The 16,006-nt window shown below is 73.8% G+C and carries 16 protein-coding genes; 11 read left to right on the forward strand and 5 right to left on the reverse strand.

The annotated features are described in order from the left end of the window. Nucleotides 1-83: 83 nt before the first annotated feature. The 3 genes from ACQP03_RS15590 to ACQP03_RS15600 all read right to left on the reverse strand — a co-directional run bounded on the left by ACQP03_RS15590 (nucleotide 84) and on the right by ACQP03_RS15600 (nucleotide 2,820). The gene (locus tag ACQP03_RS15590; RefSeq protein WP_396833310.1) at nucleotides 84-545 is read right to left on the reverse strand and encodes a DUF4383 domain-containing protein; all 462 of its coding nucleotides are present in this window, start codon (nucleotides 543-545) and stop codon (nucleotides 84-86) included. 84 nt (nucleotides 546-629) lie between these two features. Then, nucleotides 630-1,787, reverse strand: coding sequence for a glycosyltransferase (locus tag ACQP03_RS15595; RefSeq protein WP_357397774.1), 1,158 nt, complete (start codon nucleotides 1,785-1,787; stop codon nucleotides 630-632). A 49-nt stretch (nucleotides 1,788-1,836) separates the two neighbouring features. After that, on the reverse strand, nucleotides 1,837-2,820 hold the full coding sequence (locus tag ACQP03_RS15600; RefSeq protein ID WP_357122207.1) for a glucosyl-3-phosphoglycerate synthase: 984 nt from the start codon (nucleotides 2,818-2,820) through the stop codon (nucleotides 1,837-1,839). 221 nt (nucleotides 2,821-3,041) lie between these two features. Between ACQP03_RS15600 and ACQP03_RS15605 the strand changes: the two genes are divergently transcribed. The 7 genes from ACQP03_RS15605 (at nucleotide 3,042) to ACQP03_RS15635 (ending at nucleotide 11,756) form a co-directional block, all read left to right on the forward strand. Further along, complete coding sequence (locus ACQP03_RS15605) at nucleotides 3,042-4,052, forward strand: Gfo/Idh/MocA family protein (RefSeq protein WP_357397772.1); 1,011 nt, start codon at nucleotides 3,042-3,044, stop codon at nucleotides 4,050-4,052. Further along, nucleotides 4,045-5,133: a zinc-binding dehydrogenase gene (locus tag ACQP03_RS15610; protein WP_357397770.1), complete on the forward strand. Its 1,089-nt coding sequence runs from the start codon at nucleotides 4,045-4,047 to the stop codon at nucleotides 5,131-5,133. Before ACQP03_RS15605 ends, ACQP03_RS15610 begins: the two co-directional genes overlap by 8 nt. 41 nt (nucleotides 5,134-5,174) lie before the next feature. Further along, on the forward strand, nucleotides 5,175-6,941 hold the full coding sequence (locus tag ACQP03_RS15615; RefSeq protein WP_357397768.1) for an ABC transporter ATP-binding protein: 1,767 nt from the start codon (nucleotides 5,175-5,177) through the stop codon (nucleotides 6,939-6,941). Nucleotides 6,942-7,018: 77 nt separating this feature from the next. Further along, nucleotides 7,019-9,310: an accessory Sec system translocase SecA2 gene (secA2, locus tag ACQP03_RS15620; RefSeq protein ID WP_357175493.1), complete on the forward strand. Its 2,292-nt coding sequence runs from the start codon at nucleotides 7,019-7,021 to the stop codon at nucleotides 9,308-9,310. A 178-nt stretch (nucleotides 9,311-9,488) separates the two neighbouring features. After that, complete coding sequence (locus tag ACQP03_RS15625) at nucleotides 9,489-10,229, forward strand: GAF and ANTAR domain-containing protein (RefSeq protein ID WP_357122043.1); 741 nt, start codon at nucleotides 9,489-9,491, stop codon at nucleotides 10,227-10,229. 128 nt (nucleotides 10,230-10,357) lie between these two features. Continuing rightward, complete coding sequence (locus tag ACQP03_RS15630; RefSeq protein ID WP_357122045.1) at nucleotides 10,358-10,849, forward strand: DUF2231 domain-containing protein; 492 nt, start codon at nucleotides 10,358-10,360, stop codon at nucleotides 10,847-10,849. A gap of 148 nt (nucleotides 10,850-10,997) precedes the next feature. Next, nucleotides 10,998-11,756 carry a methyltransferase domain-containing protein gene (locus ACQP03_RS15635; RefSeq protein WP_357397762.1) on the forward strand — a complete coding sequence of 253 codons (759 nt, stop codon included), beginning with the start codon at nucleotides 10,998-11,000 and terminating at the stop codon, nucleotides 11,754-11,756. A gap of 487 nt (nucleotides 11,757-12,243) precedes the next feature. Here the strand turns inward: ACQP03_RS15635 and ACQP03_RS15640 are convergent, their stop codons facing one another. Continuing rightward, nucleotides 12,244-13,194, reverse strand: coding sequence for a DUF3500 domain-containing protein (locus tag ACQP03_RS15640; protein WP_357122051.1), 951 nt, complete (start codon nucleotides 13,192-13,194; stop codon nucleotides 12,244-12,246). A gap of 15 nt (nucleotides 13,195-13,209) precedes the next feature. Next, nucleotides 13,210-13,602, reverse strand: a complete 393-nt coding sequence (locus ACQP03_RS15645) for an ankyrin repeat domain-containing protein (RefSeq protein ID WP_357122053.1) — start codon at nucleotides 13,600-13,602, stop codon at nucleotides 13,210-13,212. Between the two features lie 146 nt (nucleotides 13,603-13,748). Between ACQP03_RS15645 and ACQP03_RS15650 the strand changes: the two genes are divergently transcribed. The 4 genes from ACQP03_RS15650 (at nucleotide 13,749) to ACQP03_RS15665 (ending at nucleotide 15,838) form a co-directional block, all read left to right on the forward strand. After that, nucleotides 13,749-14,126, forward strand: coding sequence for a signal peptidase I (locus ACQP03_RS15650; RefSeq protein ID WP_357122056.1), 378 nt, complete (start codon nucleotides 13,749-13,751; stop codon nucleotides 14,124-14,126). A gap of 114 nt (nucleotides 14,127-14,240) precedes the next feature. Next, nucleotides 14,241-14,696 carry a cysteine dioxygenase gene (locus ACQP03_RS15655; RefSeq protein ID WP_357122059.1) on the forward strand — a complete coding sequence of 152 codons (456 nt, stop codon included), beginning with the start codon at nucleotides 14,241-14,243 and terminating at the stop codon, nucleotides 14,694-14,696. Nucleotides 14,697-14,733: 37 nt separating this feature from the next. Continuing rightward, nucleotides 14,734-15,222, forward strand: a complete 489-nt coding sequence (locus tag ACQP03_RS15660) for a rhodanese-like domain-containing protein (RefSeq protein ID WP_357122062.1) — start codon at nucleotides 14,734-14,736, stop codon at nucleotides 15,220-15,222. Between the two features lie 46 nt (nucleotides 15,223-15,268). Next, the gene (locus ACQP03_RS15665; protein WP_433461045.1) at nucleotides 15,269-15,838 is read left to right on the forward strand and encodes a winged helix-turn-helix domain-containing protein; all 570 of its coding nucleotides are present in this window, start codon (nucleotides 15,269-15,271) and stop codon (nucleotides 15,836-15,838) included. Nucleotides 15,839-16,006 lie beyond the last annotated feature (168 nt).

The raw sequence follows: 16,006 nt of genomic DNA on the forward strand, positions 1-16,006 counted from the left end.
TCGATTCGCTGGTGGGTCGGGATCTGCCCACTACCCGAGGTTCCGCGCCAGCAAACCGGACCGACCGGCCAGGGCGACGCGGCTCACGGTCGCCGGGGCCGCGCGGTCAGCAGACCCAGCGCGATCAGACCGAGGCCCAGGCCGAGGTGCAGCCAACCGTCGGCGGCGTTGACCGGCAGGACGTTCGCGCCGGTGTCGTGGTCCACCGCCAGTCCGTAGAGCCAGAGCACCAGGTAGACCGCGCCGCCGCCGACCAGGAAGGTCCGCGCGCCGCCGACCGTCCGCGCCAGCGCCAGGCCGACGACCCCGAACAGCAGGTGTACGAGGTTGTGCAGCACCGACACCTGGAAGGCGCCGAACAGGAACGCGCCCGAGGTGTGCCCCGCGAAGCGCAGGTTCTGCGTACCGCTGGTGATCCCCGGGACGAAGCCGAGCACACCGACCAGCAGGAACACGACGGACGCGGTGCTGGCCGCGCGGCGGACCGGCGGCTTGCCGTCCGCCGGGTTGGCCCGCGCCCGGGAGTGCGCCATCGGTCCGACCATCACCGGCTCCCTCGCTGCGCGGCAGGCGTACGGGTGCGCCTACCCGTCGCCGCCGGGGGCAAACGCGCCGGCGGCGACGGCGGCTCAGACCGGTTGCAGGCGGGACGCGGTCGCCAGCTCGCGGACCCGCTGGTACAGCTCGACGTAGCGCTGGGCCATTACCGCGGGCGTGAAACGCTCTGCCGCGACCCGGCGGCACTCGTACGGGTCGAGCAGGTCCGCGGCCAGCACCAGATCGGCCAGCTCGTCCTCCTCGCCGGTGAGCAGGCCGGTGCGTCCGTGCTCGATCAACTCGGGCAGGCAGCCCCGGGCGGTGGCCACCACCGGCGTACCCAGGGCCAGCGACTCGACCACGGCCGTGCCTCCCGGCTCCTCCCAGCGCAGCGGGAACAGCGAGGCGCGGGCGCTGGCCAGCAGGTCGTCGCGCTCCTGCCCGGCCACGGTGCCGACCCAGCGGACCAGGTCGCCGTCGACGTGCGGCGCCACCTCGTCGAGGAAGAACCGTACGTCCGGGTTCTGCCGGGCCTCGTCGCCCGCCGCTGCCAGGTCGGCCGGGCGGTGGTACGGCCCCACGGGACCGGCCAGCACCAGCGGTACGCCGATCCGCCGCGCGAGCCGCGCGCCCACGTCCTGCCCCTTGCCCGGGTTGATCCGACCGAGGATGAGCAGGTGGTCGCCCTTGGGCGGACCGGGCCGACGGTCGGCGTCCACGGCCAGCGGGGTGGACAGGTGCACGTGACCCACCGAGTGCTCCCGCAGCGCCAGTGGCGCCCGCGCCAACTGCGACGCCGAGACGCCGTTGACCCGGACCCGGTCGCCGCCGTCGAGAGCGCCGTAGAGCGCGGGGTGCTTGGCCAGGTCCCAGTGCAGGGTGTGCAGCACCGGCGGCCCGGACGGTCCCATCGCGGTGAGCGTGGCCAGCCCGACCGCCTCCACGTGGTCGTGCACCAGGTCGATGTCGTCACGGGAGTGCAGCTCGCGGACCACCCCGGCCAGGTGCGCCTGCGCGATGCCACAGACCTGGTTGTAGGGCCGTTGCAGCGCGCCGAACTGCCCGTCGGAAAAGACCGACACCTTCTCGTCCACCGGCAGAGCGCTGGACTCCACCGAGGCGAGCACCACGCGCACGCCGAGCCGCCGCAGCTCGGGCACCAGGGTCGCGATCACGTTCTCGATGCCCCCGTACCCGGGTGGGGGCACCGACAGCCACGGGCCGGCGTTCATCAGCACGGTGAGGCTCATCGACGGTCCTTTCGTACCCGGGCGGTGGCCGGCCGACGAACCGGGGCGCTCACGCGGCCGCCACCCGTCGGCGGGGGAGCCGGTGGCGCAGCTCGGCCAGCGGCGGACGCTCCTCGATGGACACGTCGCTGACCACGACCTCCCGGTCCAGGTTGGGCAGGGTGTCGGAGCCGCCCCGGCGGAACTGGGTCAGCAGCGCCTCCGGCATCAGGCCGGGGGTCGCCCAACCGCGTCGTTGCAGCCGGGACCACGCGGTCAGCATGATCTGCGCGGACATCCGGCCCAGCGCCGCCGTGTCCTGGTGACGGTGCTTGCGTTCGCCCAGGTCGACCTGCGCCAGCGCGTCCAGACCGACCAGGTCCAGCAGGTCGATCATCATGGCGGTCTCCACGCCGTACCCGGAGACGAACGGCACCCGGGCCAGCACGTCGCGGCGTCCGGCGTACTCACCGGCGAGCGGCTGCACGAAGCCGGCCAGTTCGGGCCAGAAGAGGTTGAGCAGCGGTCGGGCCATCAGTTCGGTCACCCGCCCGCCGCCGTCCTGTTCCACCGTGGCGGATCCGACGAGCGGGCGGTGGTAGAAGCCCTTCACGAAGTCCACCGACGGGTCGGTGAGCAGCGGCCCGAGCAGGCCGGTGACGAAGTGCGGGCGAAACTCCCGCAGGTCGGCGTCGATGAACGCCACCACGTCGCCCCCGGCGGCGGCCAGCCCCGCCCAGAGCGCGTCGCCCTTGCCGGTGAGCCGGGGCAGGCCGCGGGTCATCGCGTCCTGGCTGACCACCTCCGCGCCGGCGGCCCGGGCCACCTGGGCGGTGCGGTCGGTCGACCGTGAATCCACCACGATCAGCTCGTCGACGAGCGCGACCCGGTCCATCAGATGCTCCCGGATGGTCGACACGATCGCGCCGACGGTCGCCTCCTCGTTGCGTGCCGGCAGCACCACGCTGACCCGGCTCTCGCCCTTGGCCCGAAGCAACCGGCGTGCCGGCCAGTCCGCCGCCGACGTGGTCCGGTACGTGGCCCACGCCTCCACCACCGGTGACACGGTCGTATCCCGCACGGGCACCCCCTCTTTTCGTGCGTGGAACAAGCAGGGCTCTAGTTCCCACTTGCCGCCTCGCGCTAACCGTTCCCAGGGCAACAGCTTGATCACGACGTGGCATCGGCGCGTTCCCGGGGGATGAACGTTTGATTGCGCGCATGCCAGGGGACTGCTCCCGACGGAGCCGAAACGTTCTCGGAAGAGGTTGTCGAATGGTCAGCTGTCGGGTGGGCCTGGTCGGTGCCGGGGGAGTGGCGCAGCGTCATGCGCGGGTGCTGTCCGGATTCGACGACGTCGAGATCGTCGGGGTCACCGACGTGGTTCCGGAGGCGGCGGCCGCGCTGGCCGCGCGGCACGATTCGCGGACCTTCACCGACGTGGCCGAGTTGCTGGCCGCCGGCCCCGACGCGGTGTACGTCTGCGTGCCGCCCTTCGCGCACGGCCCGGCCGAGGAGGCGGTGATCGACGCCGGGGTGCCGATGTTCGTGGAGAAGCCCGTCGCCGTCGACCTGGGCACCGCCGAACGCATCGCCGACCTCGTCGCCCGGCGTGGACTGCGCACCGCCGTCGGGCACCACTGGCGTTACCTGAGCGTGCTCGACACGGCCCGTGAGCTGCTCGCCGACCGTCCGGTTCGGATGGTCAGCGGCGCCTGGCTGGACAAGGTGCCGCCGGTCGCCTGGTGGTCGCGGCGCGACCGGTCCGGCGGCCCGGTCGTCGAGCAGGCCGCCCACGTGCTGGACCTGATCCGGGTGTTGGCCGGCGAGGTGACCGAGGTCACCGCGTACGGCGACGGCACGCCACCGCCCGTCGACGGCGCCGACATCGACTCGGTGACCACCGCCACGCTGCGCTTCGCCAGCGGCGCGGTCGGCACGCTCAGCGCCGCCTGCGTGCTCGGCTGGAAGCACCGCGCCGGCCTGGAGATCCTCGCCGACGGGTTGGCCCTGTCGCTGGGCGAGGACGGCCTGCTGATCCGTGACGCCGACGGCGAACGGCACGTCCCGGCCGATCCGGAGGCCGCCCGGGTGGCGGTGGACCGCGCGTTCGTCGACGCCGTCCGCGGTGTCGGCGACGACGTGCGGGTCCCGTACGCCGAGGCGTTGAAGACCCAGCGGCTGGCCCTCGCGGTGGCCGACTCGGCCCGCGGTGGCCGGACGATCCGACTCACCACGCCCGCCGATTCGGGCGCCCTGAGCACCGGGGTGACCGTCGATGCGTGATCGGGTCGTCGCCGTCACCGCCCCCGGTCGGGTGGAGATCGTCGAGCAGGAGGCCGCGCCGCTGCGGCCCGGCACGTTCCGCGTCGAGACGCTGTTCAGCGGCGTCTCCGCCGGCACCGAGCTGAGCTACGTCAAGGGCACGAACCCCTACCTGAACGTCACCTGGAACGCCGACCTCGGGCTCTTCCAACCCGGCGCGGCCAGCACCCCGTACCCGGTGACCCGGCTGGGTTACATGCAGGTGGGCCGGGTGGTGGAGAGCGCGACCCCGGCGGTGGCGATGGGCGCGGTCGGCGCGATGACCTACGGGCACCGCACGGGCTGGCTGGCCGACCCGGTCACCGAACGGTTCGTGCCGCTGCCCGACGACCTGGACCCGCTGCTCGGCGTCTACGTCGCGCACATGGGCCCGATCTGCGCGAACGGTCTGCTGCACGCCGCCGCCGACCTGCACGGCGCGGACGTCCGCTCGCTCGGCGACGGGGTACGCGGCCGGCGGGTCGCGGTGGTCGGCGCCGGAGTGGTGGGCCTGCTGACCGCCCTGCTGGCCCGCCGGCACGGCGCCGCGTCGGTGGTGGTGCTCGACCCGACCCCGCGGCGTCGTCGGGTCGCCGACGCGCTCGGCCTGGAATCGCTCGACCCGGAGGCGGACGACCCCGCCGTGGCGCTGAAGACCCGGTGGGCCCACGTCGCCGGCGACCGGGGCGCCGACGTGGTGTTCCAGTGCCGGGGACAGGCGTGGGCGTTGCACCTCGCGCTGCGGCTCCTGCGCCCGCAGGGCACCGTGATCGACCTGGCCTTCTACCAGGGCGGCGCGGACGCGGTCCGGCTCGGCGAGGAGTTCCACCACAACGGCCTGGCCCTGCGCTGCGCGCAGATCGGACGGGTACCGCGCGGGCTCGCGCCGACCTGGGACCGGGAACGGCTCTCCGCCGAGACCGTCGACCTGCTGCGGACGTACGGCGATGTCATCCGCAAGCACCTGGTCTCGGCGGTGGTCCCGTTCGACGAGGCGCCCACCCTGCTCACCGACCTGGCCGAGCGCCGCCGCCAGGAGCTACAGGTGGTCCTGGCCGGCTGAGGAGCCGTCGCGGGGTGAGCGGGCCGGCTACCGTTCGCCCCATGAGCACCTCGACGGACACGCCGGTCGACAGCCGTCCGGTCGGTCTACGCGCCCTGCTGCCGTACCTGCGCGAGCATCGGGGCACCCTCGTCGTGGTGGGCGTGCTGTCGCTGGCCGGTTCGGCGGCGGCACTGGCCCAACCGCTGCTCACCCGGTCGGTTCTGGACCGGATCGGCCGCGAGCACCCGGTCTGGTGGCTGGTGGCGGTGCTGGTGGGGCTCGTGGTGCTCGGCGCGGCGATCGGCGGCCTGCGCGACTACCTGCTGCAACGTACCGCCGAAGGGCTGGTGCTGGGCACCCGGCGACGGCTGGCGGCCCACCTGCTGCGGCTGCCCATCGCCGAGTACGACCAGCGGCGCACCGGCGACCTGCTCTCCCGGGTGGGCTCGGACACCACCCTGCTGCGGGCGGTGGTCACCTCCGGGCTGTTCGAGACCGTCACCGGGGCGGTGATGGTGGTCGGGGCGGGCACCGCGATGGTGCTGCTCGACCCGCTGCTGTTCGGCGTCACCCTGCTCGGGGTGGGCCTCGGGCTGGGCTTCGCGGCGACCTTCGCCCGGCGGGTCCGGGCGTTGGCCCGCGCAGCCCAGGAGCGGGTCGGCGAGATGACCTCGGCGGTGGAGCGGGCGATCTCGGCGGCCCGGACCATCCGGGCCAGCCGGGCCGAGGCGCGGGAGGCGGACACCGTCGCGGTCAGCGCCCGTGAGGCGTACGGGGCGGGGTTGCGGGTGGCCCGGGTGCAGGCGCTGATCGGCCCGATCGGCTCGGTCACCGTGCAGGGGGCGTTCCTGCTCGTGCTCGGCATCGGCGGGGCGCGGGTCGCCGCCGGGGCGATCTCCGTCGGCGATCTGGTCGCCTTCGTCATGTACCTGTTCCTCCTGGCGCTGCCGCTGGGTCAGGTGCTGCGCGCGTACACCCAGTTGCAGTCCGGTCTGGGCGCGTTGCAGCGGATCGAGGAGATCCTGGACGTGCCGGCGGAGGGTGCGGCGGACCGACCGACGGCCGGGCCCGCGACGACGACCCCGCGCCGGGCCGCACCCATGATCGAGTTCGACCGGGTCGGGTTCGGCTACCCGGGCGGCGCGTCGGTGCTGCACGGCGTCAGCTTCGCGGTGCCGACCGGCACCCGTACCGCCCTGGTCGGCCCGTCGGGGGCCGGCAAGTCGACGCTGCTGGCCCTGGTCGAGCGCTTCTACGAGGTGAGCGCCGGCGCGGTCCGGGTCGACGGCGTGGACGTGCGGGATCTGCCCCGCGACGCGCTGCGGGCCCGGCTCGGCTACGTGGAGCAGGAGGCGCCGGTGCTCGCCGGCACGCTGCGCGAGAACCTGCTGATCACCGCCCCTGACGCGACGGACGACCGGTTGCGCGAGGTCCTGGACGAGGTCAACCTCACCCACCTGGCCCAGCGCACCCCGCAGGGCCTCGACGTGCAGGTGGGGGAGGGCGGGGTGCTGCTCTCCGGGGGTGAGCGGCAGCGGCTGGCCATCGGTAGGGCCCTGCTGGCCGCCCCGCCCGTGCTGCTGCTCGACGAGCCGACCAGCAACCTCGACGCGCGCAACGAGGCCGCGCTACGCCGCGCCATCGACGCGGTGGCCGTGCGCCGTACGCTGCTGATCGTGGCGCACCGGCTCGCCACCGTGGTGGACGCCGACCAGATCGTCGTCCTCGACGGCGGCCGGGTGGTGGCCGTGGGCACCCATGCCGAACTGACCGCCACCGACCCGCTCTACCGGGAGTTGGCCACCCACCAACTGCTGGTCGCCTGACCGCGCCCCGGCGGGACCAAACTTGCCGGGCGGCCGGGCCGCCCGTGTCGGGCCAGAATCGCGTACCGTTGCCGCTCATGGGTGTGTCGCAACGGTTCAAGAGCAAGTTCCGGCGTTTCCTCCAGCGCCCGGGATCAACCGTGGATCTTGCTCCGCTGGAAAAGCTGCTGCCGGCGATCGAGGCGCGCGAGGACGACCTCGCGGCGCTTGACGACGCCGAGCTGACCGAGGCCGCCGGTGCCGCCACCGGCTACGAGGAGATCTGCGCCGTCGGCCGCGAGGCCGCCCGCCGGGGCCTCGACCAGCGGCCGTACGACGTGCAGCTGCTCGGCGCGATGGCGCTGCTCTCCGGCAAGGTCGCCGAGATGGCCACCGGTGAGGGCAAGACGCTGACCGCCACCATCGCCGCGTACGGGCACGTCCGGCTCGGCAACGGTCCGGTGCACGTGCTCACCGTCAACGACTACCTGGCCCGCCGGGACGCCCAGTGGATGGAGCCCGTCTACACGCTGCTCGGCCTGACCGTCGGCTGGGTCAACGAGGCGTCCACGCCCCAGGAGCGGCGCGACGCGTACTCCTGCGACGTCACCTACATCTCGGTCAGCGAGGCGGGCTTCGACTACCTGCGCGACCAGCTCGTCACCGACGTGGAAGACCGCGTGCAGCCGGTACTGACCACGGCGATCATCGACGAGGCCGACTCGATCATGATCGACGAGGCCCGGGTGCCGATGGTGCTCGCCGGCGCGGTGCCGGGCGAGCAGGACCCGGTACACGCCGCCGCCGCGCTGGTGCGCGGCCTGCGCAAGGGTCGGCACTACACGATCGCCGAGGACGGGCGCAGCGTGGCGTTCACCTCTGCCGGCCTGGCCGCCGTCGAGGCCAAGCTCGGCATCGACCTGTACGACGAGGAGCACGTCGAGCAGCTCTCCGCGGTCCACGTGGCGCTGCACGCCCAGACCCTGCTGCACCGTGACGTGGACTACATCGTCCGGGACGGCTCGGTCGAGCTGATCGACGAGATGCGCGGCCGGGTGGCCCAGCGCCGCCGCTGGCCCGACGGGCTCCAGGCGGCGGTCGAGGCCAAGGAAGGGCTGGACGCCACCGCCGAGGGCGAGGTGCTCGGCACCATCGCGGTGCAGGCGTTCATCGCGCTCTACCCGAAGGTGTGCGGCATGACCGCCACCGCGGTGCTGGTCGGCGACCAGTTGCGGGAGTTCTTCAACCTCGAGGTCGCGGTGATCCCGCCGAACACGCCGTGCGTCCGCGAGGACGAGCAGGACCGGATCTACGCCACCCGCGCCGAGAAGGACGAGGCGCTGATCGACGAGATCCGCCGCTGCCACGACGCCGGGCGGCCGGTGCTCGTCGGCACCCTGGACGTCAAGGAGTCCGAGGCGCTGGCCGCCGGGCTCAACGCGGCCGGGGTGTCCTGCGTGGTGCTGAACGCCAAGAACGACGACGAGGAAGCGGCGATCATCGCCGAGGCCGGCGCGTACGGCGCGGTGACGGTCTCCACCCAGATGGCCGGCCGGGGCGTCGACATCCGCCTCGGCGGCAGCGACCAGGCCGACCGGGACCGGGTGGCCGAGCTGGGTGGCCTCTACGTGATCGGCAGCGGTCGGCACGACAGCCGCCGCGTCGACGACCAGCTGCGGGGCCGCGCCGGCCGGCAGGGCGACCCGGGCGGCTCGGTCTTCTTCGTCAGCCTGGAGGACGACCTGGTCGTCCGGCACGCCGCCGACGCGGTGCCCCCGTCGCCGCGGATGAACGCGGACGGCCTGGTCACCGACGAGCAGGTCGACTACGCGGTCGAGCACGCCCAGCGGGTCGCCGAGGGCGTCAACCACGAGATCCACCGCAACACCTGGCGCTACAGCGTGGTGATCGAGCAGCAGCGCATCGCCCTGGCCGCCCGCCGCGAGCGCCTGCTGACCAGCGACGTGGCCGCCCTGATGCTGCTGGACAAGGAGCCCGAGAAGGCCGGCGAGATGGACGAGGACCTGCTCGCCCGGGCGGGCCGCTCGATCGCGCTCTTCCACCTGGACCGGCTCTGGGCCGAGCACCTCGCCGAGCTGTCCGAGGTCCGCGAGGGCGTACACCTGCGGGCGCTGGGGCGGCTCGACCCGCTGGACGAGTTCCACCGGGCCGCGGTGCCGGCGTTCAACAACCTCGTCCCGGAGATCGAGGCGCGCACCATCGCCACGTTCAACGAGACCGAATTCGATGAGGATTGGGAGCCCGAGGACGGCACCCTGGTCCGGCCGACCGCCACCTGGACGTACCTGGTGCACGACAACCCGTTCGGCTCCGAGCTCGACCGGCTGATCGCCTCGATCGGGCGCCGGCTCAGCAGCGCGTCGCGCTGACCTGGCTCGCGGGGTCTCTGCCGTACCTCCGGGTAGGGCAGAGACCCCTGCGTGCGCCGTTTCGATCCCGGTTTGCGAGGGTAGTAGGGCGGGTCGGTCAAGGCGGAAGAGAGCAGACGATGGCACACGTGACGACGTCAGCGGGATGGGCGCGGGGGCGTACGAGGGCAGTGCGACGGTGAACCTGGACACGCGGGAACCGGTGGTCGAACGACTCGGTGTGCTGGAGACAGCCGCGCTGTTGCGGGAGCTGACCGCCGGCCTGATCGGCCTGACCGATTTCGATGAGGCGCTGCTGGCGCTGGTCCGGGTCACCCGGGACGCGGTGGCCGGGGTGCGCTGGTGTGGGTTCACCGCGCTGCGCGCCGGCGAGCCGGCCAGCCTCGCCGCCTCCGACGATCGGATGGCCGGCCTCGACGATCTGCGCCACGGGCCCGACACGCCGGCCATGACCGCGATCCGACGCCGCGAGATGATCCTCGCGGTCGACCTGGCCGGTGAGCCACGGTGGCCGGCCTGGACGCCGCGCGCCCGTGACCTCGGCGTCCGGGGGGTGATCTCCGCGCCGGTGGACATCGACGACCAGGTGATCGGGGCGATCAACCTGTACGCCGCCGCGCCTGACGTGCTCACCCCACAGCACCAACTCACCGCGATGCTGCTCGCCGAACACGCCGGCCTGCTGCTGGCCGCCGTCCGGGACCGGGGCCGCCAGCAGGCGCTCGCGGGTGAGCGGGACGCCTCGCTCCTGCACGAGGGTGTCGTCGGCCAGGCGATCGGGGTGATCATGACGCAGCGGGGGTGCCCGGCTGCCGAGGCCCTGGACGTGCTGCGTACCGCCGCCTCGTCGCTGAACATACCGCTGCGCGAGGTCGCCGAACGACTCGTGCGGACGGTCTCCCGCCCCCGCGAGAGCTGACCGTCGACCGGCACGGGTGGATGCCCGTTCTCCCGGTCGGCGGCGAGTCGGGCGGCGTCGTTTCACCTCTCGGGCGCTCGGGTAGCACCCTGGTACTGGTGGACTGCGCCTGACCCTGGGGAGGACCGATGCAGAGCCGGCTGCGGGTGCAGGGGCACCCCATCCAACCGATGTTGGTGACGTTCCCGCTCGGGCTCTTCGTCAGCGCCACGGTCTTCGACCTTACCGACGTCGCCGGCGGGCCGGTCTTCCTCGGCGAGGTCGGCTACTGGACCGGCGTCGCCGCCCTCTTCGCCGCCGCCATGACGGCCATCGCGGGCATGGTCGACCTGTGGGACGTGCCGGTCGACGGCACCCGCCGTACCGCCATCGCCTTCAACCTGGTGAACGCCGCCATGGCGGGGCTGTTCCTGATCACCAGCCTGGTCCGCGCCCACTCGCCGGATCGTGGTGCGACGGCCGCGATCCTGTTCACCGAGCTGGTGGCGCTGGCGGCCGGCGGGGTCGGCGTGTACCTGGGCGCGCGGCTGATGCGCCAGTTCGACGGGGGCCGCGTCGAGACCGGCAGCCTGGACACCCTCGCCGGTGGCACGGTCGAGGTCGTCCGCCCCCGCCCCTGACCGACTCGGTCTTTGCGTGATCGACTCGGTTTCCGGAAAGACGGGGCGTCGGCGGCTCGGTGACAGGACGGCTTCCAGGAACGCGAGTCGATCAAGCGCCGGGTATATGGATTGCCGCTCGGGTGGCGTGCCGGCGAGGCTGATCGCCGTGACTGACGCGCATACCGCCGAGGACCTGATCGCGGAGGCCGCCGCCGCGCCCGTCGACGGGTGGGGTTTCGACTGGCTGGCCGGCCGAGCCACCGAAGAGCGTCCACCGTGGGGATACGCCCGGCTGGTCGGCCACCGGATGGCTCGTGCCCACGCGGCGCTGGACGTGGACACCGGCGGGGGCGAGGTGCTTGCCGAGATCCCGTACCCGCCCACGGTGCTGGTAGCCACCGAGGCGTGGCCACCGAACGTCCTGGTGGCACGACGGAACCTGCGCCCGCTCGGCGCGACGGTGGTGGCGGTCGCGCCGGACTCGGCGCTGCCCTTTGGCGACGACTCGTTCGACCTGGTGGTGAGCCGGCACCCGGTACGCACCGACTGGGCGGACACGGCCCGGGTGCTGCGCCCCGGCGGGACGTACCTGTCGCAGCAGATCGGGCCGGGCACGATGCGGGAGCTGAGCGAGGCGATCCTCGGCCCGCTGCCACCACCGGACGGCCGGCACCCCGAGGAGGCGGTCGCTTCCGCTGAGGCGGCGGGACTGCGCGTGGTCGACCTGCGCCGGGCCACACTGCGCGCGGCGTTCCACGACATCGGCGCGGTGGTCTGGTTCCTGCGCAAGGTGGTCTGGACCGTGCCGGGCTTCAATGTGGACCGCCACCGCGCGCCCCTGCTAGCCCTGCACCGCCGCATCGCCGAGCAGGGCCCCTTCGTAGCCCACGCCCAACGCTTCCTCATCGAAGCAACCCACCCCTAACCCCACCCCCCACCCCCCCCCGCGCCCCCCGGCTGCCCCCGCGCCCCGACCCCCGAGCCCTGCCCGACTCCGCGCGCCCCGGCCGCCCCCGCGCGCCCCGGCACCGCCCCCGCGCCCCCGACCTCCGCGCCTCGCCCGCCCCCGCGTGCCCCCGCCCGACCCCGCGCCCGACCCCGCGCCGATCTTGCACTTGCTGTGGACGTTTTGCCCCATTGACGCCTTTAGTCGCCACAGAAATCGCAAGATCGACGAGAAAGGGGGCGGGGGCGGGGATAGGCGCGGGTGCGAGTGCGGGCTGCGGCATCGCCTGGGACGGCGCCTCTCCGCGGCCTGCCGATCATGGAGTTGTGGTGGGCGTTATGCACCCGCTCGCACCCTTCGTTCCCACCACAACTCCATGATCGCCGGGGGCGGGGCGGGGCGGGGCGGGGCGGGGCGGGGCGGGGCGGGGCGGACGGGGCGGGGCGGACGGGGCGGGGCGGGCGGGTTAGTGGGGGTGGGAGGTGTGGTGGGCGGCCAGGATGTCGGCGCCGAAGTCGCTGGCGGGGCGGCGGAGCACGGTGTGCGCGTGGTTGCCGTCGTCGCTGGTGTTGTCGTACTCGATCAGCAGGTCGTCGCCCTGCACCCGGTAGTAGTGCCGCTGATCCGGCCGGGTCGGCCCGGCCCAGGCGAAGTGCAGCGGGCCGCCGGCGAGGCGGGTCGCCTCGCGTACGGCCAGTTCGGTCGGTAGCCGGTCCAGGTAGAGCGCGACGATCTGGTCGAGCAGCGCCCGGCCGGTGGGGCCGAGTCGGTCGGCCGGTACGCCGAGGGGTTCGAGCGGGCCGTCGACCCGGGCGCGGGTGGCGCTGATGATGTCCGTCGGGGCCTCGTCGGCGATGATCGCGGCAGCCCGTCCGGCGGGGCCCAGCGCGTCCAGCAGGGCGCGGCCCAGATCCTCCTCCACGCCGAGCGGTCGGGAGACGGGGCGCCCGGCGTACCGCACCGCGGCCGGGTTGGCGCCGAAGAAGACCGGCGCGGGGGAGACCTGGTCGTCCACGACGGTCATGGTCACCGACAGGTGGTGCCCTTCGAGCCGCCACGCCCAGCGGTCGTCGCGCGCCGGGTCGCCGAAGACGGCGATCCAGTAGTCGCCGCTGTGCCGCCCGCGACGCCACCCCTCGGCCCGGTCCAGGACCTCCTCCAGCGCGATGATCGCCATGGCCTGGGCGTACGCCGATGGGCTGAGCGCGGTGGCCAGCAGTCGGTGCGCGGCCTTGCGCCCGGCGATGTCCAGCGCGGCGAGGCAGACGCCGGGGCGCGGGCGCGGGCGGTACTCCAGCCACCGCCGGGCCGGCTCGTCGTCGAAGGGGTACACGGCGTCGGCGCGGGTCGCGGGGTCGAGCGCGGTCAGCAGGGCGCTGCCGGCGGCACGCATCTGTTCGGGCAGGGGATCTTCCACCGCCCCTGTATACCGTCAGTCGGCCCGCAGCAGCCGCACCATCTCCGGCAGGTCGAAGAACTGCGCGGTCTCGAGCGCCGAGGGATTGCCGTACGCCGGGTCGGCTCCGGCGGCGAGGAGCGCGCGGACCGCGTCGGCGGCGCTGCGAAAGACCGCGGCGGCGAGGGCGCTCTGACCCCGGTCGTTGGTGCGGGTGTGGTCCGCGCCGCGAGCCAGCAGCGCGGCCACCGTGTCGGGGTGGGAGTGGTAGGCGGCCAGGATCAGCAGGGTGTCGCCCTTGTCGTTGGTCAGGTTGACCGGCAGCCCGGCGTCGACCTGGGCGGCCAGTTCCTCGGTGGCACCCGCGCGGGCCAGGTCGAACATCCGGTGCGCGAACGCCAGGGTCGCGGCGTCGAGGTCGTCGGTCACCGGTCCAGGTTAGGGCCGTTTCAGCAGAACCGCCCGGCCTGCGGCGGGTCCGGGCGGCGATCCGGCAAGGCGCGGCCGCCCTGGTGAAACGGCCCTGGCCGCCGGAGCCCTGATAGGTTGCTCGGCCGGCACGTGGGGGAGGTCCGATGGGTGAGACGGTCTACGTGGGTAACGCGGGCGTCGACGGGGTCGGCGACGGCGGCTGGCTGCTCGGGCACTTCGCGCCGCCGGGCGAGATCCGGCACAGCACCGACGTCGAGGTGAAGTGGGGTGTGCACCCGCCTGGGGAGACCCGCTCGCGGTGGGCGACCAATGAGCGCCGCACGACCCTGCTGGTGCTCGTCAACGGGTGCTTCCGGGTGGAGTTGCCGGACCGGACGGTCCGGTTGGCCGCCCCCGGCGACTACGTGGTGTGGGGGCGGGGAGTGGACCACTCCTGGTACGCGGAGCGGGCTTCGGTGGTGCTGACCGTCCGGTGGCCGTCGCTGCCCGGCTACCGGGTGGAGCCGCCGGTCCTGCGCTGATCAGGCCGGCCACCGCACGGGTCATCTCGACATGTGGAATTACCTACTAAACCTATAGGCTTTGCCGTCTAGAGTACGGGGGCACCCCACGCACCGACCCGCGAGGAACCACCGATGACCCACGATCGTCCGGCCGCCGACCTGCTCGCCGTCGCCGCCCGCTGGGCCGACCCGGCCGGCTGGCCGGTGACGCTGCGCTTCGACCCCGGCGAACGCTGGTACGCCCGACTCGCCACCGCCGACGACCACGAGGTGTGGGCGCTGAGCTGGCTGCCCGGCCAGGGCACCGACCTGCACGACCACGGCGGCTCCGCCGGCGCGTTCCGGGTGGTGGCCGGCGCCCTCACCGAGGAGGCGGTGAGCCGGGGACGGCTGCTGCCCCGCGTGCTGCCCGCCGGCGCCGGCCGTCGTTTCGGCGCCCACCACGTCCACCGGGTCACCAACCGCGGCGCGGACCCGGCGGTCAGCGTGCACGTCTACCGGCCGGCGTTGCGCCGGATGACCCGCTACGACCTCCTGGACGGTCGGCTGCGCGCCGCCGAGGTCGCCGAGGCCGGCCGGTCGTGGTGAATCGACCCGACCCTCTCGTTCCCGGAAGGATTCGATAATGCAGCTCACCGCCGAGCAGTGTCCGGCGCCCGTGCCCCCGCCGGGCTCCCGTGGCATCGACGAGATCCTGGCGGCCGCGCGTGCCCGGCTCGACCGGCTGGACCCGGAGCGGGCGCACCTGGCGTACCGGGCCGGGGCCCTGCTGGTCGACATCCGGCCGGCGGCCCAACGCGCCGCGCACGGCGTCGTGCCCGGCGCGCTCGCCATCGAGCGCAACGTGCTGGAGTGGCGCTTCGACCCGCGCTGCCCGGCCCGGCTGCCCGAAGCCGTCGACTACGACGTGCCGGTGGTGATCCTCTGCCAGGAGGGCTACACCTCGTCACTGGCCGCCGCCGCGTTGCAGGACATCGGCCTGCGCCGGGCCACCGACGTCGACGGCGGGTTCGCCGCCTGGCGCATCGCCGGCCTACCGGCGCTCGGCCCGACCCCCCTGCACCGCGCAACCCCCCTCGCGTCCCCGGTCACCGCCGGCTGGGCGCGCCGCTGACCCCCACGCCGCACCGGGCGTGGCGGGCGTACCGCCATCAGGAGGCATGATGTCCGTCGTCGCGATCCCCACCCGTCCCTACTCGCCGGGTCACCCGGGACGGGCCGTCGGCCGCCCGCGCACCGGACCCACCCTCACCATCACCCTCGACCTGGCCCCCGGGCCGATGAGCCCCCGGCTGGCCCGGCTGGTGCAGTTGCTCGGCGAGCTGGCCGAGGCCGGCGAGGGTCGGCTGGGCCCCGCCGACGACGTACCGCAGACGCCGCGACCGCTCGCGCGCCCCACCGTCGTCGAGGCGTCCGCGGTGGCCGACACCGCCGACGTCCGCATCCTGGCCGGCTCGCGGACCGTCCGGCACGGCGACCGGGTGGTCGCCCTCACCCGCATCGAGTACGACCTGCTGCTCTTTCTCGCCGAGCGCCCGCACCGGGTCTTCACCCGCCTGCAGTTGCTCTCGAACGTCTGGGGATACGAGCACGCGGTGGCCCGGACCGTGGACGTGCACGTCCGGCGGCTGCGCGCCAAGCTCGACGGCGCGGAGGTGGTCACCACCGTCTACGGGGTGGGTTACCGCCTCGGCGACGAGGCGCGGATCAGCGTGGACCACACCCGCTGAGCGGGCCGGCTGGCCGGCCGGGGCGCGGCGGTATCCGCATGGTGAACAGGACGGGGACCCCCGTAACGGGGTATCCGGGTGGCTCTGCTGTAATCATCTGGCTTCGTACGCAGAGCGAGCGTCTGGCTCCGATGCGTTCGTCAATTGTCACATTCATGCAACGCAGCC

This window comes from Micromonospora sp. CA-248212 (assembly GCF_050948405.1).
In the GTDB taxonomy this organism is placed as follows: domain Bacteria; phylum Actinomycetota; class Actinomycetes; order Mycobacteriales; family Micromonosporaceae; genus Micromonospora.